Raw genomic sequence first — 17597 nt, 5'->3', positions numbered from 1 at the left:
GCGCCCGCCGGGAGGCGCTCGTCCGCCAAACCATCCAAGAAGGGCGGACGGCGGCCTGCTACCGATGCGGGCGGCCCCTAGAAGGTCGGCGGTTTCAGTTCCAATGCGGTTTCGTGGTCTGCGTGTACGTGTCGGCGTGCACGGTGCCGGCGGACGGCGCGAGCAGGACGCGCCGCACGCGCGAAGCCCTCGTCTGCGCGTCGCGGCGCGCACGCCTCAGCGCACGCACGCGGACGGCCAGCTCGCCGGGCAGTTCACCGGGTTGGCCGGACAGGTCGCGGGTTCGGACGGACGGGTTCGCTCCGGCGGCCCGGAGGCGCGGTCCCTGTGCGGGGGCCGCGCCTCCGGGGTCGACGGGAGCCGGCGGAACCGGCATCAGACGGTCACTTCGTCGGGCCGCGGGTGCTTGCGCGGGCGGCCACGCGGCCGCTTGCGCGGCACGATCACACCGCGGACGAACAGCTCGCCGCCCCAGACGCCCCAGGGCTCCTTGCGCTCGAGCGCCCCGGCGAGGCACTCCTTCAGGAGCGGGCACTCAAGGCACAGGGCCTTGGCGAGCTCGACGTCGGCGGGAGCCTCGGCGAAGAACAGCTCCGGGTCGGTCCGGCACGGAAGAGTGAGGTCCTCCTCGCTTACTGCGAGTGCCCCCTGCATCACAGTCACCCTTGTTCCTCTCGTTGGATCTCAACGGGTGTGTCGGTGGGTTGTCCTGGACAAAGAAGAAGGCCGCGGATCCGGTGTCTGGATCCGCGGCCTGGGGGCTTGCCGGTGTGGTGCTAAACCGGTTGCCTCCAGGGGTACGGACCCGACAGGTCACCCGTGATGGTGACGCCCACGTGGGCCGTGGCCGGAGCCTGGACGGTCATGTCCTCGAGAAGGTGGTCGAAGACACTGCGTCCCTGGTCCTGGAATCGCTGGTCGACGCGCAGATCGCTCAGTTCGCGCAGATCACGCTGATTGGGGCCGCGCAGGTCACGCGGTCGCAGGTCGCGCGGGCGCGCACCGAGCGCGTCCGCATAGGCGGCCGAAGCGCCACTGATCGAGGCTCCAGAGCAGGCGGCGGTCCAGGACGACGCGGATTTGCTCAACGTGTTGCTCACCGGACTGCACACCACCTTCCTGGCTCCTCGGGCCGCACCGGCGGATCGTGATCCGCACCGGCGGGCCGGTTGATTGCTCGCGATCGAGCGTACGGGGGTTTCGCAGAATCAAGCAAGGTATTTTTGACCTGCGGTTTTGTGGGTGACTTCACCCTTTTCCCGGGGAACCTGCGGCGCCTGGCGAGCGTCGCGGACTCTCGGGAGCCCCTAGCAGATGATCATTCTACCTGGGCGGGGGTCGCCGGCACCGCAGCGCGCCGGGCCGGATCCGGCCGCCTGCGCCGTCACAGCCCGCGCCGGGCCGGGCCGTCGCCGGGCGGGCCATGGCGGCGGGGCCCACCCGGCGACGGGGTCTCACGGTCGCTCAGGTCACCGGGTACCGAGCAGGATGGACGTCGGGACCCGTGTCGCCACCGGCGGCAGCCCGGCGGCGGCAGGACGGGCCGCCATCGCACCGGCGTCGGCCGGTCCCCTGGTGGCGAGCGCGCGGTCGGGCTGCGGCGCGAACGGCTGGATGTCGCCGATGCACACCGTGCCCGCGGGCGGCAGGGCGCCGCCGGTGAGGTAACCGCTGACGGCGTCCGTCACGCACGCGGAGCTGCCGTAGGCGGTGTGGCCCCAGCTGTTGCTGGACAGCAGCCGGCTGCCGGGCAGCAGCTTGCTGGAGGACACCGCGTCGTCGTAGTTCGTGGCCGGGTCGTAGTAGTTCCCGACGATCAGGACGGGAGCGGTCGTCCGCCGGTTGAAGGGGCCGGTGTAGGCGTCCTCGTCGCGGACCTTCCACGAGTCACCGGCGCACTGGACGCTGCCCCAGCCCCACGCACGCCCGAAGTAGGGCGCGCGCTTGTCGGACGCCGCCGTCAGCGCGGGCCAGTCCCCGGCCTTCTTCGGGTGCCGGCCGTCGGTGCAGACGACGCTGCTGAACGCGTCGAGGCCGTTCTCGTAGGGGAAGCCCTTGGCGAGCATCTTCCCGGCGGCGTCCTGCCGCTGCCGGACCTTGGCGCGGCGTTCGGCGATGCGTGCGGCGAGCGCCTTGCGCGCGGTGGCCGCCTTGGCGGCCTGTGCGGCCGTCGTGGTGGGCGTGGTCGCCTGCCACAGCTGGGTGAGCGCCGTGTTGATGTAGATGTAGCCGTCCGGGTAGTACAGCTCGCCGAGCGCGCCGCTGACGAGGTCGGCGTAGGTGACCTTGTCGCCGTCGAGGTCGGCCGGCTTGGCCTTCAGCCGCTCGGCGAGGACGCCGAAGTTCTTGACGGGGTCGCCGAACTCGGCGAACGTGCACGCCGCCTTCCCCGCCTCGCCGCAGCGGACGAGGATCTCCTTCAACGCCCTCCAGGCACCGTCGGCGGACCGCAGCCGGTCGTCGACGATCTGGTTCCCGGTCTTCTTGGTGCCCGCCCACGAGACCGGGTTGAGGATGCCGTCCACGGCCACAGCGCGCACCCGGTCGGGGAACAGGTTGGCGTAGTACTGGCCGAGCGCCGAGCCGTAGCTGAAGCCCAGGTAGGTGAGCTTCTTGTCACCGACCGCGCGGCGCAGGACCTCCATGTCCCGCGCGACCTCCGCGGTGGACATCGCGCCCGCCAGCTTCTTGCCGGTGGTGGAGCAGCCGTTGCCGAGCGCCTTCGCGGACTTGATGAAGGCCGCCTCCTGCTTGGCGCCGATGGGGAACGCCACGCCGAGCCCGGCCAGCGCGAGCGTCTGGTCCTTGGCGGACTTGAAGCAGGCGACGTTGTCGCTGAAGCCGATGCCGCGCGGGTCGAAGCCGACGATGTCGAAGCGGTCGAGAACGTCCGGGGCGAGGAAGCCGTCCGCCTGGAAGGCCATGGCGGTGCCCTGCCCGCCCGGCCCGCCGGGGTTCACGAACAGGCTGCCGATCCGCTTCTTGGCGTCGCGGGCCTTCAGCCGCAGGACGGCGATCTCGGTGGTCGCGCCCTTGGGTGCGTCGTAGTCCAGCGGCACCCGGACGGTCGCGCACTCGGCGGAGCCGTAGCACGGGTACCAGCCGAGCTTCGGTGTGGGCACGCTGTCCACGCGCTTCTTCTCGGCCGGGCTCGTCGTGTCGGCGGCGAGCGCGGCCCGGCCCCCGGCGCCGGGGGTCCCGGGGTCGGCGAGAGCGGTGCCGGCCAGGGCGGGCACGAGCGCCGCGGCGGCACCCGCGGCGAGAATCCTGATTCTCAGGCGCATGCGCTTCCCTTCTGGGGGGATCGGTGTCATCCCGCGCACACGGCGGAATGGACTCCTGATCTTGGTGCCGCGCCGCTCGCCGCGTGATCCATCGCTGGACCATTCATCCGTGCGCGGAGATCCGCCCCGAGAGGGATTGACGCGCGCCGTGATCGCTGGTTCGGCAGGCCCGGCGCCCGTCGCGCGGGACGGCGGGGGCGCGGCGGCGCGGTCCGCCGCCTGAGCTGGGCCTGTCCTGTTCCGGTCAGCCACCGGCCTGGACCGCCGCCGTCATCGTGGCTCGGTGCGCGCGATCTGGACCCGCATGATCGTTCTGGGTGCAGCCGGAGCGTTGTCCGTCCGGCGACGGCGAGCAGCGCCTCCCGGACCTCGGGGTCGTGGGGCGAGGCCACGCCGAGCAGGTCGACGCGGATGTCGCGGTCGCGGAAGTCGACGGGCCGGGACGGCGGGATGAGGCCGCCGACGAACAGCACCAGCTCGCGCCGGCCTCCGAGAAGAGGCCGGCCTACGCGTCCGGGCGAGGTGCCGGCGCGCCTTCGCGCTCCCGGTCGGACACGCGGATGAGGCCCTCCTGCATGACGGAGACGACCAGCTCTCCGGAGCGGGTGAACACCTGGCCGCGGGCGAGGCCGCGGGCCCCGCCGGCGAACGGCGTGTCCTGGTAGTACAGCAGCCATTCGTCGGCGCGGAACGGCCGGTGGAACCACATCGCGTGGTCGAGGCTGGCGCCCATCGTCCCCTTGTCGCCCCAGGTCAGCCCGTGGTTGAGCAGGACGGTGTCGAGCAGCGTCATGTCCGAGGCGTAGGTCATCAGGCACACGTGCAGCAGCGGGTCGGCGGGCAGGTCGCCGTCCACCTTCAGCCAGACCTTCGACTCGGAGGTGACGAGCGACGGATCCCGCGCCGCCTCCCAGGACAGCGGCGACGCGTGCCGGATGTCGAACGGCCGCCGGGTGACGAACTCGCGCGCGCCGACCTCGCCGAACAGCGGCGTCATGCGGGTCAGGCCGTCGGGGAGGGTCTCGGGGTCGGGCGCGTCGGGCATCGCGGCCTGGTGGGCGGGCCCGTCCTCGACGATCTGGAACGACGCCGACAGCGTGAAGATCGCCTTGCCGTGCTGGACGGCCACGACGCGCCGCGTGGTGAAGGACCGCCCGTCGCGCACGCGGTCGACGGTGTAGACGATCGGGACGAGCGGGTCGCCCGGCCGGATGAAGTAGGCGTGCAGCGAGTGCACGGGCCGGTTCAGCGGGACGGTGCGCCCGGCCGCGACGAGCGCCTGCGCCGCGACCTGCCCTCCGAAGACCCGCTGGCGGCGCTCGTCGGACGTGCGGCCGCGGAAGATGTCGTTCTCGATCTGTTCGAGATCGAGCAGGTCCAGCAGCGCCTTCAGCGATTCCTTCACGGCGGCCAGTCTTCCCTATCCGTTCGCGTGATCAGGATCCCGGCCCTGGGGGCTCAGCAGCCGCACAGGGTCAGGACGGCGTCGCCGTAGCGGTCGAGCTTCACCTTGCCGACGCCGGGGATGCGGGCGAGATCTTCCATCGACTCGGGGCTGTGCTCGGCGATGGCCTGGAGCGTCGCGTCGGTGAACACGACGTAGGCGGGGACCTTCTGCTCCGCCGACACCTGGGCGCGCCACTCCTTCAGCGCGATCAGCAGCTCCTCGTTCAGCTCGGACGGGCAGTCCTCGCAGCGGCCGAGTTTGCGTTCGACGGCGGCGGTCAGCGGGCGCCCGCACACCCGGCACGGCTGCGGGCCCTTGGCGGCGCGGCGCTTGGTCCGGTCGGCGCGGACGGGGGTGTGCGTGGCGGTCTTGCCCGTCAGGCCGCTCAGGAAGCGGGACGGGCGGCGGTGCCGCGACCCGCCCGGCGACCGTGACAGCGCCCACGACAGCGACAGGTGGACGCGCGCCCGCGTGACCCCGACGTACAGCAGCCGCCGCTCCTCCTCGATCTGCGCGGGCGTCTCCGCGTAGATGATCGGCAGCGTCCCGTCGACGAGGCCGACGAGGAACACCGCGTCCCACTCCAGACCTTTGGCGGCGTGCAGCGAGGCAAGCGTGACGCCCTCCAGCGGGGGCGCGTGCTGCGCGGCGGCGCGTTCCTCCAGTTCGGCGACGAAATCGGTGAGGGCGGCCTTGGGGTCGTCGGCGGCCATGTCTTCGGCGAGCTGCGCCAGCGCGGCCAGCGACTCCCACCGCGCGCGCGCCGCGCCCGCGCCCTCGGGCGGCTGGTCGGAGAACCCGGCGCCGGACAGGACGTGCCGGACGGTCAGTATCAACCCCGTCCCGTCGGTCTCGGCGTCGGCGCCCGCCCGGGTCGCGGCGCGCAGCATGATCACCGCCTGCCGCACCTCGGGCCGCTCGAAGAACCGTTCCGCGCCGCGCAGGACGTACGGGACGCCCGCCGCCGCCAGCGCCGCCTCGTAGGTCTCCGACTGCGCGTTGATCCGGTACAGGATCGCGATCTCCCGCGCCGGGACGCCCTCGTCGATCAGCTTGCGGGCCCGCCGGGCCGCGTCGTCGGCCTCGGCGACCTCGTCGTCGTACTCGTTGAACACCGGCTCGGGCCCCGGCGCGCGCTGCGCGACCAGCTCCAGCCGGTGCCGCCCGCTCTTCGCCTGCTCCATCACCCCGTTCGCCAGCCCGACGACCTGCGGCGTCGACCGGTAGTCGCGGACGAGCCGGACGACCTTCGCGTCCGGATGCTCGCGGGTGAAGTCGAGCAGGTGCGAGGGGGACGCGCCGGTGAAGGAATAGATCGTCTGGTTCGGGTCGCCGACGACGCAGAGGTCGTCGCGGTCGCCGAGCCAGGTGTCGAGGAGCATCTTCTGCAGGGGGTTGACGTCCTGGAACTCGTCGACGACGAAGTGCCGGTACTGCTCGCGGACCTGGTTCGCGACCTCCCGGTGCTCGGTCAGCACCGCCGCGGTCAGCTCCAGCATCCCCTCGAAGTCGAGGAGGTTGCGCTCGCGCCTGAGCTGCTCGTACATCGCGTAGACGCGGGCGATGTCGACGACCTCGGCGGGCGCCCGCCGCCCGGCCTTGGCGACGGCGGCCGGATAGTCTTCGGGGCGGTGCTGGGTGACCTTCGCCCATTCGATCTCGCTCGCGATGTCGCGCAGCTCCGTCCGGCCGAGCGAGAGCCGGCACGCCCGCGCCGCGTCCGCCACCAGCCCGATCTTCGACTCGATGATCTTGGGTGGTTCGCCGCCGACGACGCGCGGCCAGAAGTAGGTGAGCTGGCGCAGCGCCGCCGCGTGGAACGTCCGCGCCTGGACGCCCGGCGCGCCGAGCAGCCGCAGCCGGCTCCGCAACTCGCCCGCGGCCCGCGTGGTGAACGTCACGGCCAGCACCCGCTGCGGGGACACGACGCCGGTCAGCGTCGCGTACGCGATGCGGTGCGTGATGGCCCTGGTCTTGCCCGTCCCGGCGCCCGCGAGCACGCACACCGGCCCCTGCACCGCCTCGGCGACCGCCCGCTGTTCGGGGTCGAGTCCCTCCAGCACCGCCTCAGTCGACATCCCCCCATACTCGCAGCCCGTCCCACCCGTAACACCCCGGCCGCCACCTGTGGACGAGCCGGAATGCGGAACGCCCGCCTACTGTTCTGCGATAAGCGGATCGGAGCAGCGACAGAGGGAGACGAACGCAGCGATGGCGACGCCGACGACCGACCGGGCCAAGGACCCGACCGGCCAGCTCACCATGTACACGACGACCTGGTGCGGTTTCTGCCGGCGGCTCAAGCGGCAACTCGCCCGCGACGGCATCGAGATGCTGGAGATCGACATCGAGCGCGACCCGGCCGCCGCCGACTTCGTGATGAGCGTCAACGGCGGCAATCAGACCGTGCCGACCATCCTCTACCCGGACGGTACGGCCGCCACCAACCCCAGCGCCAAGGCCGTCAAGGCGAAGCTCGCGTCGCTGGCCTGACACCGCGGAGCCGCTAGAACTGCGGCATGTTCGGGAGGGTGTCGCCGTACCAGCGCATGATCAGCTGGGCGGCTATCGACAACGGGCCCGGGGCTACCAGGTCACCGGTGTCCATGGCGGCGCGGAGTTCTTCCCGGGTGTACCAGGCGGCGTCCTGGATCTCCTCCGGGTCGGGACGTAGCGGGACGTCGCCGTCCGTTCTGGCGATGAAGCCGAGCATGAGGCTCTGCGGCAGCGGCCAGGGCTGGCTGCCCAGGTAGCGGACGTCCCGGACGGGCAGCCCGACCTCCTCCTGCACCTCCCGCGCGACGGCCTGTTCGAGGGACTCGCCCGGTTCGACGAAGCCCGCGAGGATCGAGCGGCGGTCGGCGGGCCACTGCGGGCCGCGGGCGAGCAGGATCCGGTCGGCGTCGTCGGTCACCAGCATGATCACGGCGGGGTCGACGCGGGGGAAGTGCTGCGAGCCGTCCTCGGGGCAGACGCGCACGTGCCCGGCGGACGCCACCCGCGTCCCGGCCCCGCAGCGCGGGCAGTGCCGGTGGGTGCTGTGCCAGTTCTCCAGCGCCACGGCGTGCGTGATCAGGCCGGAGTCGCGGTCGCCGAGGAGCGCGCCGACACGGCGGAGCCCGGCCGGCCGCGCGCCCTCGATGGCGGGCAGCGGGCCGGACGTCCCGAAGTACACGGTGCCGGACTCGTCCTCGCCGAGGAGCCAGCGGTCGCCGTCCGGGGCCTGCTCGGGCGGGAGGAGGACGAGCGCGGGGCTCGGCTCGTACGTCACGAGCGACCGGCCGTCCTGGACGACGACGACACGCGTCCCCGGGTCGGCCCAGGCGGCGTCGACCCACGCGTCGTCGCGGCGGTTCAGCGCGACCCGGTCGAGGGTTCCGCGCGCGAGCGCCAGCCACTCCAGGGGCCTGTCGTCCACCATCCGCCACGTCCCCGATTCACTCGTCGTCACTGGCCGTTCCAGGGAGCATCGTCCACCCCGGCCTTGTCCGGCAACCCGTTTCGGCGTGGCCTTCAGCGCAGCGCGGTCGCGAATTCTTCCCACAGGTAGGCGATGGCTTCGGCGCCCTTGAGGAGCAGCGGGATCTCGACCTTCTCGTTCGGGGCGTGGATGCGGTCGCCGTTCAGGCCGACGGCGACGAACACCAGCGGCGCCTCCAGGATGTCGGCGAGGTCGGCCTCGGGGCCGCTGCCGCCCTCGCGCGTGAACAGCACGTCGGTGCCGAAGGCGCGCTCCATGGCGCGGCGCGCGGCCGAGACGCCGACGGAATCGATCGGCGAGAAGCACGGCCGGACGTTGCCGCCCGGGGCATGCACCTCTGCCTCGATGCCGGGCGGGACCTGCTCGGCGGCCCACGCCTCGAACGCCATCTGTACCTTGCGCGGATCCTGGCCCGCGACCAGCCGGAACGAGATCTTCGCGTGGGCCTCGCTGGGGACGATGGTCTTGCGGCCGGGTCCGGTGTGCCCGCCCCACATGCCGTTGATCTCGGCGGTGGGCCGCGCCCAGATACGTTCGAGGGTGGTGTAGCCCTTCTCGCCGTATGCCGCGCGGCTTTCTCCGGCGGTGCGGAGCCATTCCTTCTCGTCGAAGGGGAGGCGGGTGAAGAGTTCGCGTTCCTCGTCCGTCAGCGGGACGACGTCGTCGTAGAAGCCGGGGAGGGTGACGCGGCCGTCCGCGTCGTGCAGCGCGGAGAGCAGGTCCGCCATCGCGTGGAGCGGGTTCGGCACCGCGCCGCCGAACGAGCCGGAGTGCAGGTCGTGCGACGGGCCGCGCAGCGTGATCTCGACCTCGGTGAGCCCGCGCATGCCGGTGCACATCGACGGGACGTCCGCGTCCCACATGGTCGTGTCGCTGATGACGATGGCGTCGCAGGCGAGCCGCTCCCGGTGGGTGCGGAGCAGTTCCGGGAAATGCAGCGACCCCGTCTCCTCCTCGCCCTCGACCAGCAGTTTGATCGTGACGGGCGGGGCCTGGCGGCCGGACGCGGCGAGCCCCGCGCGGAGCCCGAGCGTGTGGAAGAGGATCTGCCCCTTGTCGTCGGACGTGCCGCGCCCGATGAGCCGGTCGCCCTCTTCCACGGGTGTGAAGGGGTCTGTGTTCCATTCGTCGAGCGGCTCGACGGGCTGGACGTCGTGGTGCCCGTAGACGAGGACGGTTGGGGCGTCCGGGTCTTCGGCGGGCCATTCGGCGTACACGGTGGGGAGGCCTGGGGTCTCCCAGATCTCTACGGTCGGGAAACCTTGGCCGCGCAGGTGGTCGGCGAGCCATCCGGCCGACCGTTGGACGTCCGCGGCGTGCGCCGGGTCCGCGGAGATGGACGGGATCGCCAGCCACTCCTTGAGGTCCGCGACGAACCGGTCCCTGCCGGTCTGGATGTACGCCACAACGTCGTTCACCTGCATGCCCCTTCGCATGTCGTACCGTCAGGCAGAGTCTGTCCCGTCCGGGGGGTTGCTCCGGGCGGGTCGCTTCTAACGTCCGGGGGTGTTTCCTCCGGACGGGTTGGTGCTTTTCGGGCGGGGTGTTGCTTCTTGGCGGGGCTCCCGATAGCGCCGCGTGTGCGGGCCTCCAGGAGACGAGAAACTCACAGTAAAGGATCCCGTTGCCCGGGTCGCGGAGCCGCCCCGATCCTGCTTAGCCGTTCAGGAGCATCAGTTCCGTGCGGATGTTGTTCCGTGCGCGCCGTTCGTAGCGTTCGCGGGCCGTGGGCGTGTGGAAAAGCCGCGGCAGGGCGAGGAGCCCGTGGAGCAGTTCGGCCCGTCCGGCGCGGAAGAATTCCTCGGGGACGAACGCGTACTCCTCGCGGACCGCGGCGGCATAGGCGGCGTACTGGGCCGGGTCAGAGCCGAGGATGGCGAGGTCGGCGTCGCACAGGACCTGGCCGTCGGGGTCGTCGTCCGCTGGCGCGTGCGTGGCGGTCAGCTTGACGAGGCGGACGACCTGCTCGACGTCCGGTGCGGGGAGGTCGGTGTCGGCGAGCATGCGGGCGGCGAGGCGGGCGCTGCGCTCCTCGTTGTCGGCGCGCTCGGGGTCGTAGACGGCGTCGTGGAACCAGGCCGCGAGGCGGACGGTGCCGGGGGCGGCGGCGTGGGGGGCGAGCTCGTCCACGAGGTCGAGGACGGCGGCGAGGTGCTCGCGCGTGTGGTAGCGGCGATGCGGCTCGCCGTAGCGGTTGTTCAGCTCCGTCCCGATATGCCGGGTGTGAGGCCCCGCGAGCGCGACCCACCGGTCGACGAGATCCATGGCCCCATCCTGTCCGATCGGCGTGCCGTCGGGTCGGCGTGGGGGCCGGGACACGCGAGCCCGGCTTCCTTGCCCATGCGGACGGGCAACGCCACTATGGTTCCCTGAAACTTAGGCAAGCCTTACCTCACCGACCGTTGTGGCTCAAGCACTGGAAAGGCCGATCCTTGGCCGCGTCTCTCTACCTGGCCGCCGGGAAGACGACCGACTCGGTGACGCACGGCTTCCTGCCCGCCGCCGCGCGTCTGGGCCTGGACGTGACGCTTCTCACCGACCGTCCTGCCGCCCATGCCGGGACGCACGGCGGGCGGATCGTCCGATGCGACGTGTTCGATTTCCGGGAAATCGTCGCTACGGTTGCCTCGATGGATGGTGAGCCCGCGGCCATCTTCACCAACAGCGACTTTCTGCAAGCGTCCACTGCGCTGGCGGCTGCCTATTTCGGGCTTCCGGCCAAGGACTGGCGTGCCGCGACGCGTGCGAAGAACAAGGCCCTCATGCGGCGCCATCTGGCGACCGTCGATCCGGTCTTCTCGGCGGACGCCCGCCATGTGCCGGAGGACGCGCCCTATCCACTCGTCGTGAAACCGCGCGAGGGCGTCGCCAGCGAGGACGTGTTCCTCGTGCGGGACGCCCTGGAACTGTCCGCGCGTGTGGACGAAATCGCAGCGCGCCGGGACGACCCGCTGGTGGCCGAGGAATACCTTCCCGGGCGTCTCCACACGCTCGAAACGCTCGGGGATGGGCGAGAACTGCGCGTCCTGGGCTCATTCCGGACGACGCTCTCTCCCCCGCCCTACTTCGTGGAGGAACGCCTGGAGTGGGCCGCGCCGCCACCCGAAACCGCACAGGTCCTTGAGCAGCTCGACGCGCTGGGCATCGGTTTCGGGGCCTGCCACACGGAATTCGTCGTCCATGAGGGACGCGCGCACATCATCGAGGTCAACTACAGGCTGATCGGCGACCACTGTGACTTCCTCTTAGCGGACCTGCTGGGCGTGCCGCTGTTCGAGCAGATCCTGACCGTTCACCTGGGCGGGTCTCTCGGCGGCTGGGAAGGCCCGAACCACCGGCACGCCATCGCGGAGCCGGTCATTGCAGAGCGCTCCGGCACGCTGACGGCCGCTCCCAGCGCTCTGCAACTGGACGACGGCCCGGTGCGGCTCTCCTATCGCCCGCAGCGTGCGGTGGGTGATGCCGTGGCCGTCAGCCGGACGAACCGCGACTACCTCGGCACCGTCCGCGCCATCGGCCCCGGGCCGGACGAGGTGAACGCCGCCTTGGCCCGCTTCCGCGCCGCCCACGACTGGACGATCACGTGAACGCCGATGACATCGAGACCTCATTGGCGGCCAGAGTCCTGGACGCGCTCCTGCGCGAGAACTACGCGGGCCTACGTCGCTTCATCGAGCAGAGTGCCCTGCGGCTGCCCCATCGTTCCGTGCGCCTCCAGCGCGCGCGGCCGGCGTTCCTGTCGGAGTTCGTCGTCGACCCGGCGCAGGACCTCAGGCTGAGCGACGTCTTCACCGCCGTCCACGCCGTGGCCGACCCGCGGGACGACACGGACGCGTTCGAGCGGGAATGCCGGGACGCGCTCGCGACGATCAAGCTCCACCTCGACGCGCGCCCGGCGGTGCACCGGCGGCTGGCACGCCTGCCCGACGATCTGCGCACCGGCCCCGGGACGTTCTACGAGACGCTCGCCGCCTACAACGACCATCCGGTACATCCGGCCGGGCGGAGCCGCGCCGGGCTCTCCATGGCCGATCTGAGCCGCTACGCGCCCGAGTTCGCGCCGTCGTTCCCGCTGCGGTGGGCGGCGGTGCGGAATCCGGAGCTCGCGGGGTCGCCGCCCGGCTGGTGGCCGAGCCCGTCCGACGTCGGGCTGGACGCGCGGAGTGGCGCGCTGTTCCCCGTCCATCCGCTGGCGGTGCGGCAGGTGCGCGCGCACCCCGGGGCGACCCTCGCCCCCGACCCGTATCTCCAGGTCACCCCCACCCTCTCGATGCGGACCGTCGCCGCCGCGCCGCTCGACCATCTGAAGATGCCGTTGCCGACCGCCACGCTGGGCCTGCGCAACCGGCGCACGATCACGCCCGGCACGCTCCCGGACGGCGCGCTCGTCGAGCGTCTCCTGCGCGACGTCCTGCGGCGGGAACCGGCGCTTCCCGTCCTCCTCGCCGATGAGCAGACGTACGGCCACGCGCGAGACCCTCTCCTCGGGTACCTCGTGCGGCGTTTCCCACCTGAAATCGCGCGTGCGCACGTCGTCCCCATAGCCGCGCTACTGGCGGAGGCTCCCGACGGGGGCTACGTGATCGAACGGTGGGGCGTCGAGGCTCTCTTCGACGCATATCTGTCGGCACTGTTCTCCTGGAACGTCACGCTGTTCCGCTACGGCATCGCGCTAGAGGCGCATCAGCAGAACGTGTCGCTGGTCCTGGACGACGACGCCCCGCCCCGGCTTCTCGTCAAGGACAACGACGGGGCGCTCGTCAACACCTCCAGGCTCCGGGAACGGCTCACGCCGTCCCCTGGCGCGGACCCGCGCGACCTCATCGACCGCCGCATGACGACCAGCGACGACGAGGCCCTCGCGCGCGTCTTCGTCACCATCACGCTGCACCTGTGCGCCGCGGCGCCCGCCTTCGGCCTGGCCGAGCGCGGGCTGCTCCCCTGGCGCACGGGCCGCACGCTCATCCGCGAACGGCTGGACGAGGCGCTCGGCCCGGGCGACGCGTTCCTGCGTTCCCGCACGCTGGACGCCGACGCCCTGCCGGGCAAGGCCATGGTCACCGCCGGAACCCTCGTCGACAAGGCCAGGACAGGCGCCGCCGACATCAACAAGCACTACGGCCCGCCGGGCCCCAACTATCTCCTGGACGCGACTTGCCCCTGATCGGAACCGCACCCACCGCCGTCTCCGCCGTCTCCACCGTCTCCGCCATCACCGCCGGCGACGCCACCTCGACCGCGCTGCTCAACTGCCTGGTCCGTGAGGTGTGCGCGCCCGAGGAGCAGGTCTGGCCGGACGGCGACCGGCTCGTCGCACGCCTGCCCCGCGCGGGAGTCGTGCTGCGCATGGGCCTGGCGCGTCCCCCGGTGGGGGCGACCTACCGGCTGGTGCCGCCGTACGAGGAGCAGCGTGGGGACGGCTGGATCCCGCTCTCCTGGAACAGGCTGGCGAATCTGGTGGCGGGTGAGCTGGAACTGGCGACGGGCCGTCCGAACCCCGAATTCCTCGTCCAGGTGGACGACAGCCACACCGCCCTGGAAGCGATCATCTCCGCGCGAGGCGAACCTTCGTACGATCCCTACATCGACCCCTACATCGACTCAGAACAATCCCTGGTGGCGGGTCACCGTTTCCACCCGTCACCGAAGTCCCGCCAGGGCTCGCCGAACGACTGGTTGCAGTACGCGCCAGAGGCCAGGTCCCGGTTTCGTCCGCTGTGGCTGGCCGTCCCTGAGCATCTCGTCGCCGAAGAGGGAACTCCAGAGGCGTTCACGGCTCTGGAGACCTACGGGCCTCGCATTCCGCAGGGGCGGAAGCTGATTCCCGTCCATCCGTGGCAGTTCTCCCTGCTGGCGGACAATCCCGTCCTGCAAAGGGCGCTGGCGCGGGGGTTGGTGCTCAATCTCGGTCCGTCCGATGCGGAGGCGGTGCCGACGTCGTCCGTCCGTACCGCCTACCTGCCGGACGCCGACGTGTTCTGCAAGTTCAGCCTGGACGTGCGCATCACCAACTGCGTTCGCAAGAACGCCTGGTACGAGCTCGCAGGCGCGATAGCCCTGAACGATCTCCTACCGCCCATCTTCAGAAAGCTGAACTCGACACTTCTCGCAGAGCCCGCCTACCGCAGCCTCAATCTCGCGGACCGCCGCCTGTACGAGGGCTTTGGGGTGATCCTCCGCGAGGGCATCGCTTCCCTTCCCGGAACGCCACTCCTTGCGGGCGCCCTAGCCGACCCCTACAGCACATTCCTCGCGGATCTGCCCGCCCTATCGACCCCGGACAGCGCCCAAGCCTGGTGGGACGCCTACGTGGCCCACGTGGCACCACCGGTCCTGAGCGCCTACCTCGACCACGGGATCGTCTTGGAACCCCATCTTCAGAACGTCCTCGTCTGCGTGGACGGCGACGGCATGCCCATCCACACCGCGTTCCGCGATCTGGAGGGCACGAAGCTCACCGGGGGCCGCTGGGACCTGACGCACCTTCCGCGCCGCGTCGCCGAAAGCCTCACCTACGCGCCCGACCGGGGCTGGAACCGCGTCGTCTACTGCCTTTTCGTCAACCATCTGACCGAGATCGCGGCCGCGATAGCCGACCTGCATCCGCCACTGGAGAAAACGCTTTGGCAGCGGGTGAGAAAACATTTCACCGTCCATGAACGCCACCCTCAGATGAGGGCCCTGCTGGCGGGGGTGCCGCTGCCGGCGAAGGCGAACCTCCGGACCCGCTGGTCCCGTTCGGCCGACCGCGGCGCGACCTATGTCAGCGTCCCCAACCCGCTCGCCGCGCCCCGACCGCTATGAAGGAACACGCCCTCAACCTCGACCGCTACCCGGCCTACATCTACGACCTCGCCGGCCTGGAATCGCACGTCAAGGCCATCCGCGCCGCCCTCGGCCCGGCGGAGCTCTTCTACGCGGCCAAGGCCAATCCCGACGCCGAGATCCTGCGGACCCTCGCACCCCACGTGGACGGTGTCGAGGTCTCGTCCGGCGGCGAACTCGCCCATGTCCGGGAGACGTTGCCGAAGACGCGCATCGCCTTCGGCGGGCCCGGAAAGACACCTCAGGAACTGTCGCTCGCGCTCCACGCCGACCGGGTCCATGTGGAGAGCCCTAGCGAGCTGGCCCGCCTCGCGGGCGAAGGCTTCGCGGACATCCTCCTCCGCGCGAACCTCCCGCTGAACACACCGGACGCCGCCCTGACCATGAACGGCCCGTTCGGCATGGACGAGGACACCCTCAACGAATGCGCCTATCTACTGGCCGACAATCCCCAGCTCAGCCTTCGCGGCATCCACGCCCATCTGGCATCGGGCCTGGACGCGCCCGCCATGCTCGACCTCGCCGACCAGATAACCGAATGGGCGATCCCCTGGCTGAAATCCCTGGGCGTGCACGATCCGGAACTGAACCTGGGCGGCGGCATGAACGTCGATTACGCGTGCCCCGATTCCCGGTTCGACTGGCAGTCATACGGGACGGGGCTGAGCCTCATCCCCGCCAAGGTCCGCATCGAACCCGGCCGCGCCATCACCGCCTACCACGGCTGGTACGTCACGGACGTCCTGGATGTGAAAACGACCCGCGGCGAGACCTACATCATCCTGCGCGGCGGCACCCACCATCTGCGAACCCCGGTGACGAAGGGCCACGACCAACCCTTTCGAATTCTCACCACAAGCGGGTCGAGCATCCCCGCGACATTGGTCGGCCAGTTGTGCACGCCGAAGGACGTCTTCGCGCGCAACGTCCTCGTCCCGCCCCTGATCCCGGGTGACATCATCGCGTTCACCATGGCCGGGGCCTATGCCTGGAACATCTCCCACCACGACTTCCTCATGCACCCGAAACCGGCGTTCCACTACATCCGCTGATCTGGAGCGTCCTCGCCCGGGTGAATGATCGACACGATCCGCAGCGCCGCCTCGCCGAGCGCCCGGTCTCCTTCGATCCGAGCGCGCTCGATGGCTTGTGCAGGCGTGATGCCGCGCGTGCACAGCCGCCAAGCCGTGTCGGGGTCGAGCTCGATCAGCGCGTCGAACGTGCCGAGCGTTTCCCGCCACGGCTCCGGCCGCCGCAATTCCCAGCGCTCGCCACCACGGAGACAAGCCCAGCCGCCGAACCCGCGGATGACGACCTGAATGGCAGCGCCTTCAGGTGCTGGAACGTCCCGCATGGTGTGCGGCAATGCCCGCATGAACGTGTCGAGGACGGGTTCGAGATAGCGCGGCTCCGTGAGCCCGGCCCGTCCGGTGGCGTCGCAGATCTGCTGGTGGTGCGTCCAGTACTCGCTGAAGTCGCGGGCGGCGTCCAGCCACACGGGATGCGACTCCGGACCGGCCCAGCTGACCGAACCGCCAATGGCGTCCATATCGACGGTCTGCCAGTACTCGACGACCTGATCGCCCACGGTCGAGAGCAGGTCGACGAGGAGCAACGGGCTCAGGCGTCGCGCGGCCGTCACCCATTCGTCGTTGATGCGGTCGATGAACCGGGGAAACGCCTCGTCCTCCCTGGGCTGAAGCGTCACGAACCGGTCCCGCAGCATTGAGAGGCGGCCCACATGGTCGCCCAACACGTGGGTGGCGATGTCCTTGACGTCCCATCCCGGGCAAACGGTCGGCCGCGTCCATTCCTCGGCCGTGAATCCGCGCAGCAGATTGATGAAAGCGGCCTGTTGCCCGGCGAAAAGCGGGCGCACGTCGATGGGCGGGCCGAGCCAAGCGGTCATACGTGCGGCGCCCCGTGCCAGCGCCAGGACGTGAGGCGCGGACGTCCGGGAAGGTCGGCGCGGCCGGTGGCCCACAGCAGGGCCGGCCACGGGCCGGTGTCGCGCGGGGCGTCCGGGAACAGCCGTCCGAGCACCCGCGCGCACAGCCCGGCGGGCGGCTCCCACGCCAGGCCGAGACCTTCCGCCAGGTCATGGGTGTGGACGAGGGTCTCCACGACGCCCATCGCGGCGAACCCCTCCGGGTCCGACGCCCCGAACCCGTGATGGGCGCGGACGTCCGGCGGCGTGACGCGCACCATGGCGACGAGCAGCGCGCCGCATGCCTCCAGCACCTGCAGCAGCCCGTCCGGCCCGGCCGCACGGTTCGCGTGGACGGCGTTCGCGGGCCCGCCGGGCCTGCGGCTCTCCCACACGAACGGCACCTCGCCGTCCATCGGCGGCGCCTTCGGACCCAGCTGCGCCGCGTACGCGAAGAGATCGTCGCTCAGATGCTCCACGGTCTCCCAGCAGTCCCATTCGAGGGTCCCGGCCTTGGCGTCCCAGGCTCCGGGCGGCGCCTTCCGCAAGGTGGCGACGGCGAGTTGGACGGCCAGATCGAGATCGTCCGCGGTGACGGCATCGACGGGTTCGGATGGGCGCGGCATGATCCGA

Annotated in this window: 16 protein-coding genes; 5 read left to right on the top strand and 11 right to left on the bottom strand. The window is 71.0% G+C overall.

What is annotated here, in order from left to right; all coding sequences use genetic code 11:
- Positions 1–94: 94 nt before the first annotated feature.
- The 6 genes from ACH34S_RS35170 to ACH34S_RS35145 form a co-directional block, all read right to left on the bottom strand.
- Positions 95–376: a hypothetical protein gene (locus tag ACH34S_RS35170; RefSeq protein WP_395957200.1), complete on the bottom strand. Its 282-nt coding sequence runs from the start codon at positions 374–376 to the stop codon at positions 95–97.
- On the bottom strand, positions 376–654 hold the full coding sequence (locus tag ACH34S_RS35165; RefSeq protein ID WP_395957199.1) for a WhiB family transcriptional regulator: 279 nt from the start codon (positions 652–654) through the stop codon (positions 376–378). The genes ACH34S_RS35170 and ACH34S_RS35165 overlap by 1 nt, the downstream gene beginning before the upstream one ends.
- Positions 655–776: 122 nt before the next feature.
- Positions 777–1100, bottom strand: coding sequence for a hypothetical protein (locus ACH34S_RS35160; RefSeq protein WP_395957198.1), 324 nt, complete (start codon positions 1098–1100; stop codon positions 777–779).
- A gap of 369 nt (positions 1101–1469) precedes the next feature.
- Positions 1470–3284 carry an alpha/beta hydrolase gene (locus ACH34S_RS35155; RefSeq protein WP_395957197.1) on the bottom strand — a complete coding sequence of 605 codons (1815 nt, stop codon included), beginning with the start codon at positions 3282–3284 and terminating at the stop codon, positions 1470–1472.
- Between the two features lie 505 nt (positions 3285–3789).
- Positions 3790–4689: an acyl-CoA thioesterase II gene (gene tesB / locus ACH34S_RS35150; protein WP_395957196.1), complete on the bottom strand. Its 900-nt coding sequence runs from the start codon at positions 4687–4689 to the stop codon at positions 3790–3792.
- Positions 4690–4742: 53 nt separating this feature from the next.
- Complete coding sequence (locus ACH34S_RS35145; protein WP_395957195.1) at positions 4743–6809, bottom strand: ATP-dependent DNA helicase UvrD2; 2067 nt, start codon at positions 6807–6809, stop codon at positions 4743–4745.
- Between the two features lie 133 nt (positions 6810–6942).
- On the opposite strand from ACH34S_RS35145, the gene ACH34S_RS35140 reads away from it, so the two are divergent.
- On the top strand, positions 6943–7224 hold the full coding sequence (locus ACH34S_RS35140) for a mycoredoxin (RefSeq protein ID WP_395957194.1): 282 nt from the start codon (positions 6943–6945) through the stop codon (positions 7222–7224).
- A 13-nt stretch (positions 7225–7237) separates the two neighbouring features.
- Here ACH34S_RS35140 and nudC read toward each other — a convergent pair whose 3' ends face one another.
- The 3 genes from nudC to ACH34S_RS35125 form a co-directional block, all read right to left on the bottom strand.
- Positions 7238–8152 (bottom strand): NAD(+) diphosphatase, encoded by a 915-nt coding sequence (nudC, locus tag ACH34S_RS35135; RefSeq protein ID WP_395957223.1) that lies wholly within the window; start codon positions 8150–8152, stop codon positions 7238–7240.
- 92 nt (positions 8153–8244) lie between these two features.
- Entirely contained in the window at positions 8245–9636 is a 1392-nt protein-coding gene (locus ACH34S_RS35130) for a dipeptidase (RefSeq protein ID WP_395957193.1), read from the bottom strand.
- 232 nt (positions 9637–9868) lie between these two features.
- Positions 9869–10477 carry an HD domain-containing protein gene (locus ACH34S_RS35125; protein ID WP_395957192.1) on the bottom strand — a complete coding sequence of 203 codons (609 nt, stop codon included), beginning with the start codon at positions 10475–10477 and terminating at the stop codon, positions 9869–9871.
- A 137-nt stretch (positions 10478–10614) separates the two neighbouring features.
- Here ACH34S_RS35125 and ACH34S_RS35120 point away from each other — a divergent pair, with 137 nt between their 5' ends.
- From ACH34S_RS35120 to ACH34S_RS35105, 4 genes are read left to right on the top strand one after another with little or no spacing between them, the layout of a single operon-like run.
- Positions 10615–11799: an acetyl-CoA carboxylase biotin carboxylase subunit family protein gene (locus ACH34S_RS35120; protein WP_395957191.1), complete on the top strand. Its 1185-nt coding sequence runs from the start codon at positions 10615–10617 to the stop codon at positions 11797–11799.
- Entirely contained in the window at positions 11796–13376 is a 1581-nt protein-coding gene (locus ACH34S_RS35115) for an IucA/IucC family protein (protein WP_395957190.1), read from the top strand. Before ACH34S_RS35120 ends, ACH34S_RS35115 begins: the two co-directional genes overlap by 4 nt.
- Entirely contained in the window at positions 13367–15016 is a 1650-nt protein-coding gene (locus tag ACH34S_RS35110) for an IucA/IucC family protein (RefSeq protein WP_395957189.1), read from the top strand. Before ACH34S_RS35115 ends, ACH34S_RS35110 begins: the two co-directional genes overlap by 10 nt.
- A complete protein-coding gene (locus tag ACH34S_RS35105; protein ID WP_395957188.1) occupies positions 15013–16089 on the top strand; it encodes an alanine racemase in 1077 nt (358 codons plus the stop codon). The genes ACH34S_RS35110 and ACH34S_RS35105 overlap by 4 nt, the downstream gene beginning before the upstream one ends.
- Here the strand turns inward: ACH34S_RS35105 and ACH34S_RS35100 are convergent.
- Both ACH34S_RS35100 and ACH34S_RS35095 read right to left on the bottom strand, forming a co-directional pair.
- A complete protein-coding gene (locus ACH34S_RS35100) occupies positions 16077–16946 on the bottom strand; it encodes a maleylpyruvate isomerase family mycothiol-dependent enzyme (RefSeq protein ID WP_395957187.1) in 870 nt (289 codons plus the stop codon). The genes ACH34S_RS35105 and ACH34S_RS35100 overlap by 13 nt on opposite strands.
- Entirely contained in the window at positions 16943–17590 is a 648-nt protein-coding gene (locus ACH34S_RS35095; protein ID WP_395957186.1) for a maleylpyruvate isomerase N-terminal domain-containing protein, read from the bottom strand. The genes ACH34S_RS35100 and ACH34S_RS35095 overlap by 4 nt, the downstream gene beginning before the upstream one ends.
- Positions 17591–17597: the final 7 nt, after the last annotated feature.

Origin of the sequence: Actinomadura sp. 3N508 (assembly GCF_044326375.1) — a bacterium.
GTDB lineage: Bacteria > Actinomycetota > Actinomycetes > Streptosporangiales > Streptosporangiaceae > Spirillospora.
This window is presented reverse-complemented; position numbering and strand designations above follow the sequence as displayed.

Bases quoted from the DNA above. Each gene is read 5' to 3' on its own strand.
- ACH34S_RS35155 (WP_395957197.1), bottom strand. From the start codon at position 3,284: ATGCGCCTGAGAATCAGGATTCTCGCCGCGGGTGCCGCCGCGGCGCTC.
- ACH34S_RS35125 (WP_395957192.1), bottom strand. From the start codon at position 10,477: ATGGATCTCGTCGACCGGTGGGTCGCGCTCGCGGGGCCTCACACCCGG.
- ACH34S_RS35095 (WP_395957186.1), bottom strand. From the start codon at position 17,590: ATGCCGCGCCCATCCGAACCCGTCGATGCCGTCACCGCGGACGATCTC.
- ACH34S_RS35145 (WP_395957195.1), bottom strand. From the start codon at position 6,809: ATGTCGACTGAGGCGGTGCTGGAGGGACTCGACCCCGAACAGCGGGCG.
- ACH34S_RS35100 (WP_395957187.1), bottom strand. From the start codon at position 16,946: ATGACCGCTTGGCTCGGCCCGCCCATCGACGTGCGCCCGCTTTTCGCC.
- ACH34S_RS35170 (WP_395957200.1), bottom strand. From the start codon at position 376: ATGCCGGTTCCGCCGGCTCCCGTCGACCCCGGAGGCGCGGCCCCCGCA.
- nudC (WP_395957223.1), bottom strand. From the start codon at position 8,152: ATGGTGGACGACAGGCCCCTGGAGTGGCTGGCGCTCGCGCGCGGAACC.
- ACH34S_RS35140 (WP_395957194.1), top strand. From the start codon at position 6,943: ATGGCGACGCCGACGACCGACCGGGCCAAGGACCCGACCGGCCAGCTC.
- ACH34S_RS35105 (WP_395957188.1), top strand. From the start codon at position 15,013: ATGAAGGAACACGCCCTCAACCTCGACCGCTACCCGGCCTACATCTAC.
- ACH34S_RS35165 (WP_395957199.1), bottom strand. From the start codon at position 654: ATGCAGGGGGCACTCGCAGTAAGCGAGGAGGACCTCACTCTTCCGTGC.
- ACH34S_RS35130 (WP_395957193.1), bottom strand. From the start codon at position 9,636: ATGCAGGTGAACGACGTTGTGGCGTACATCCAGACCGGCAGGGACCGG.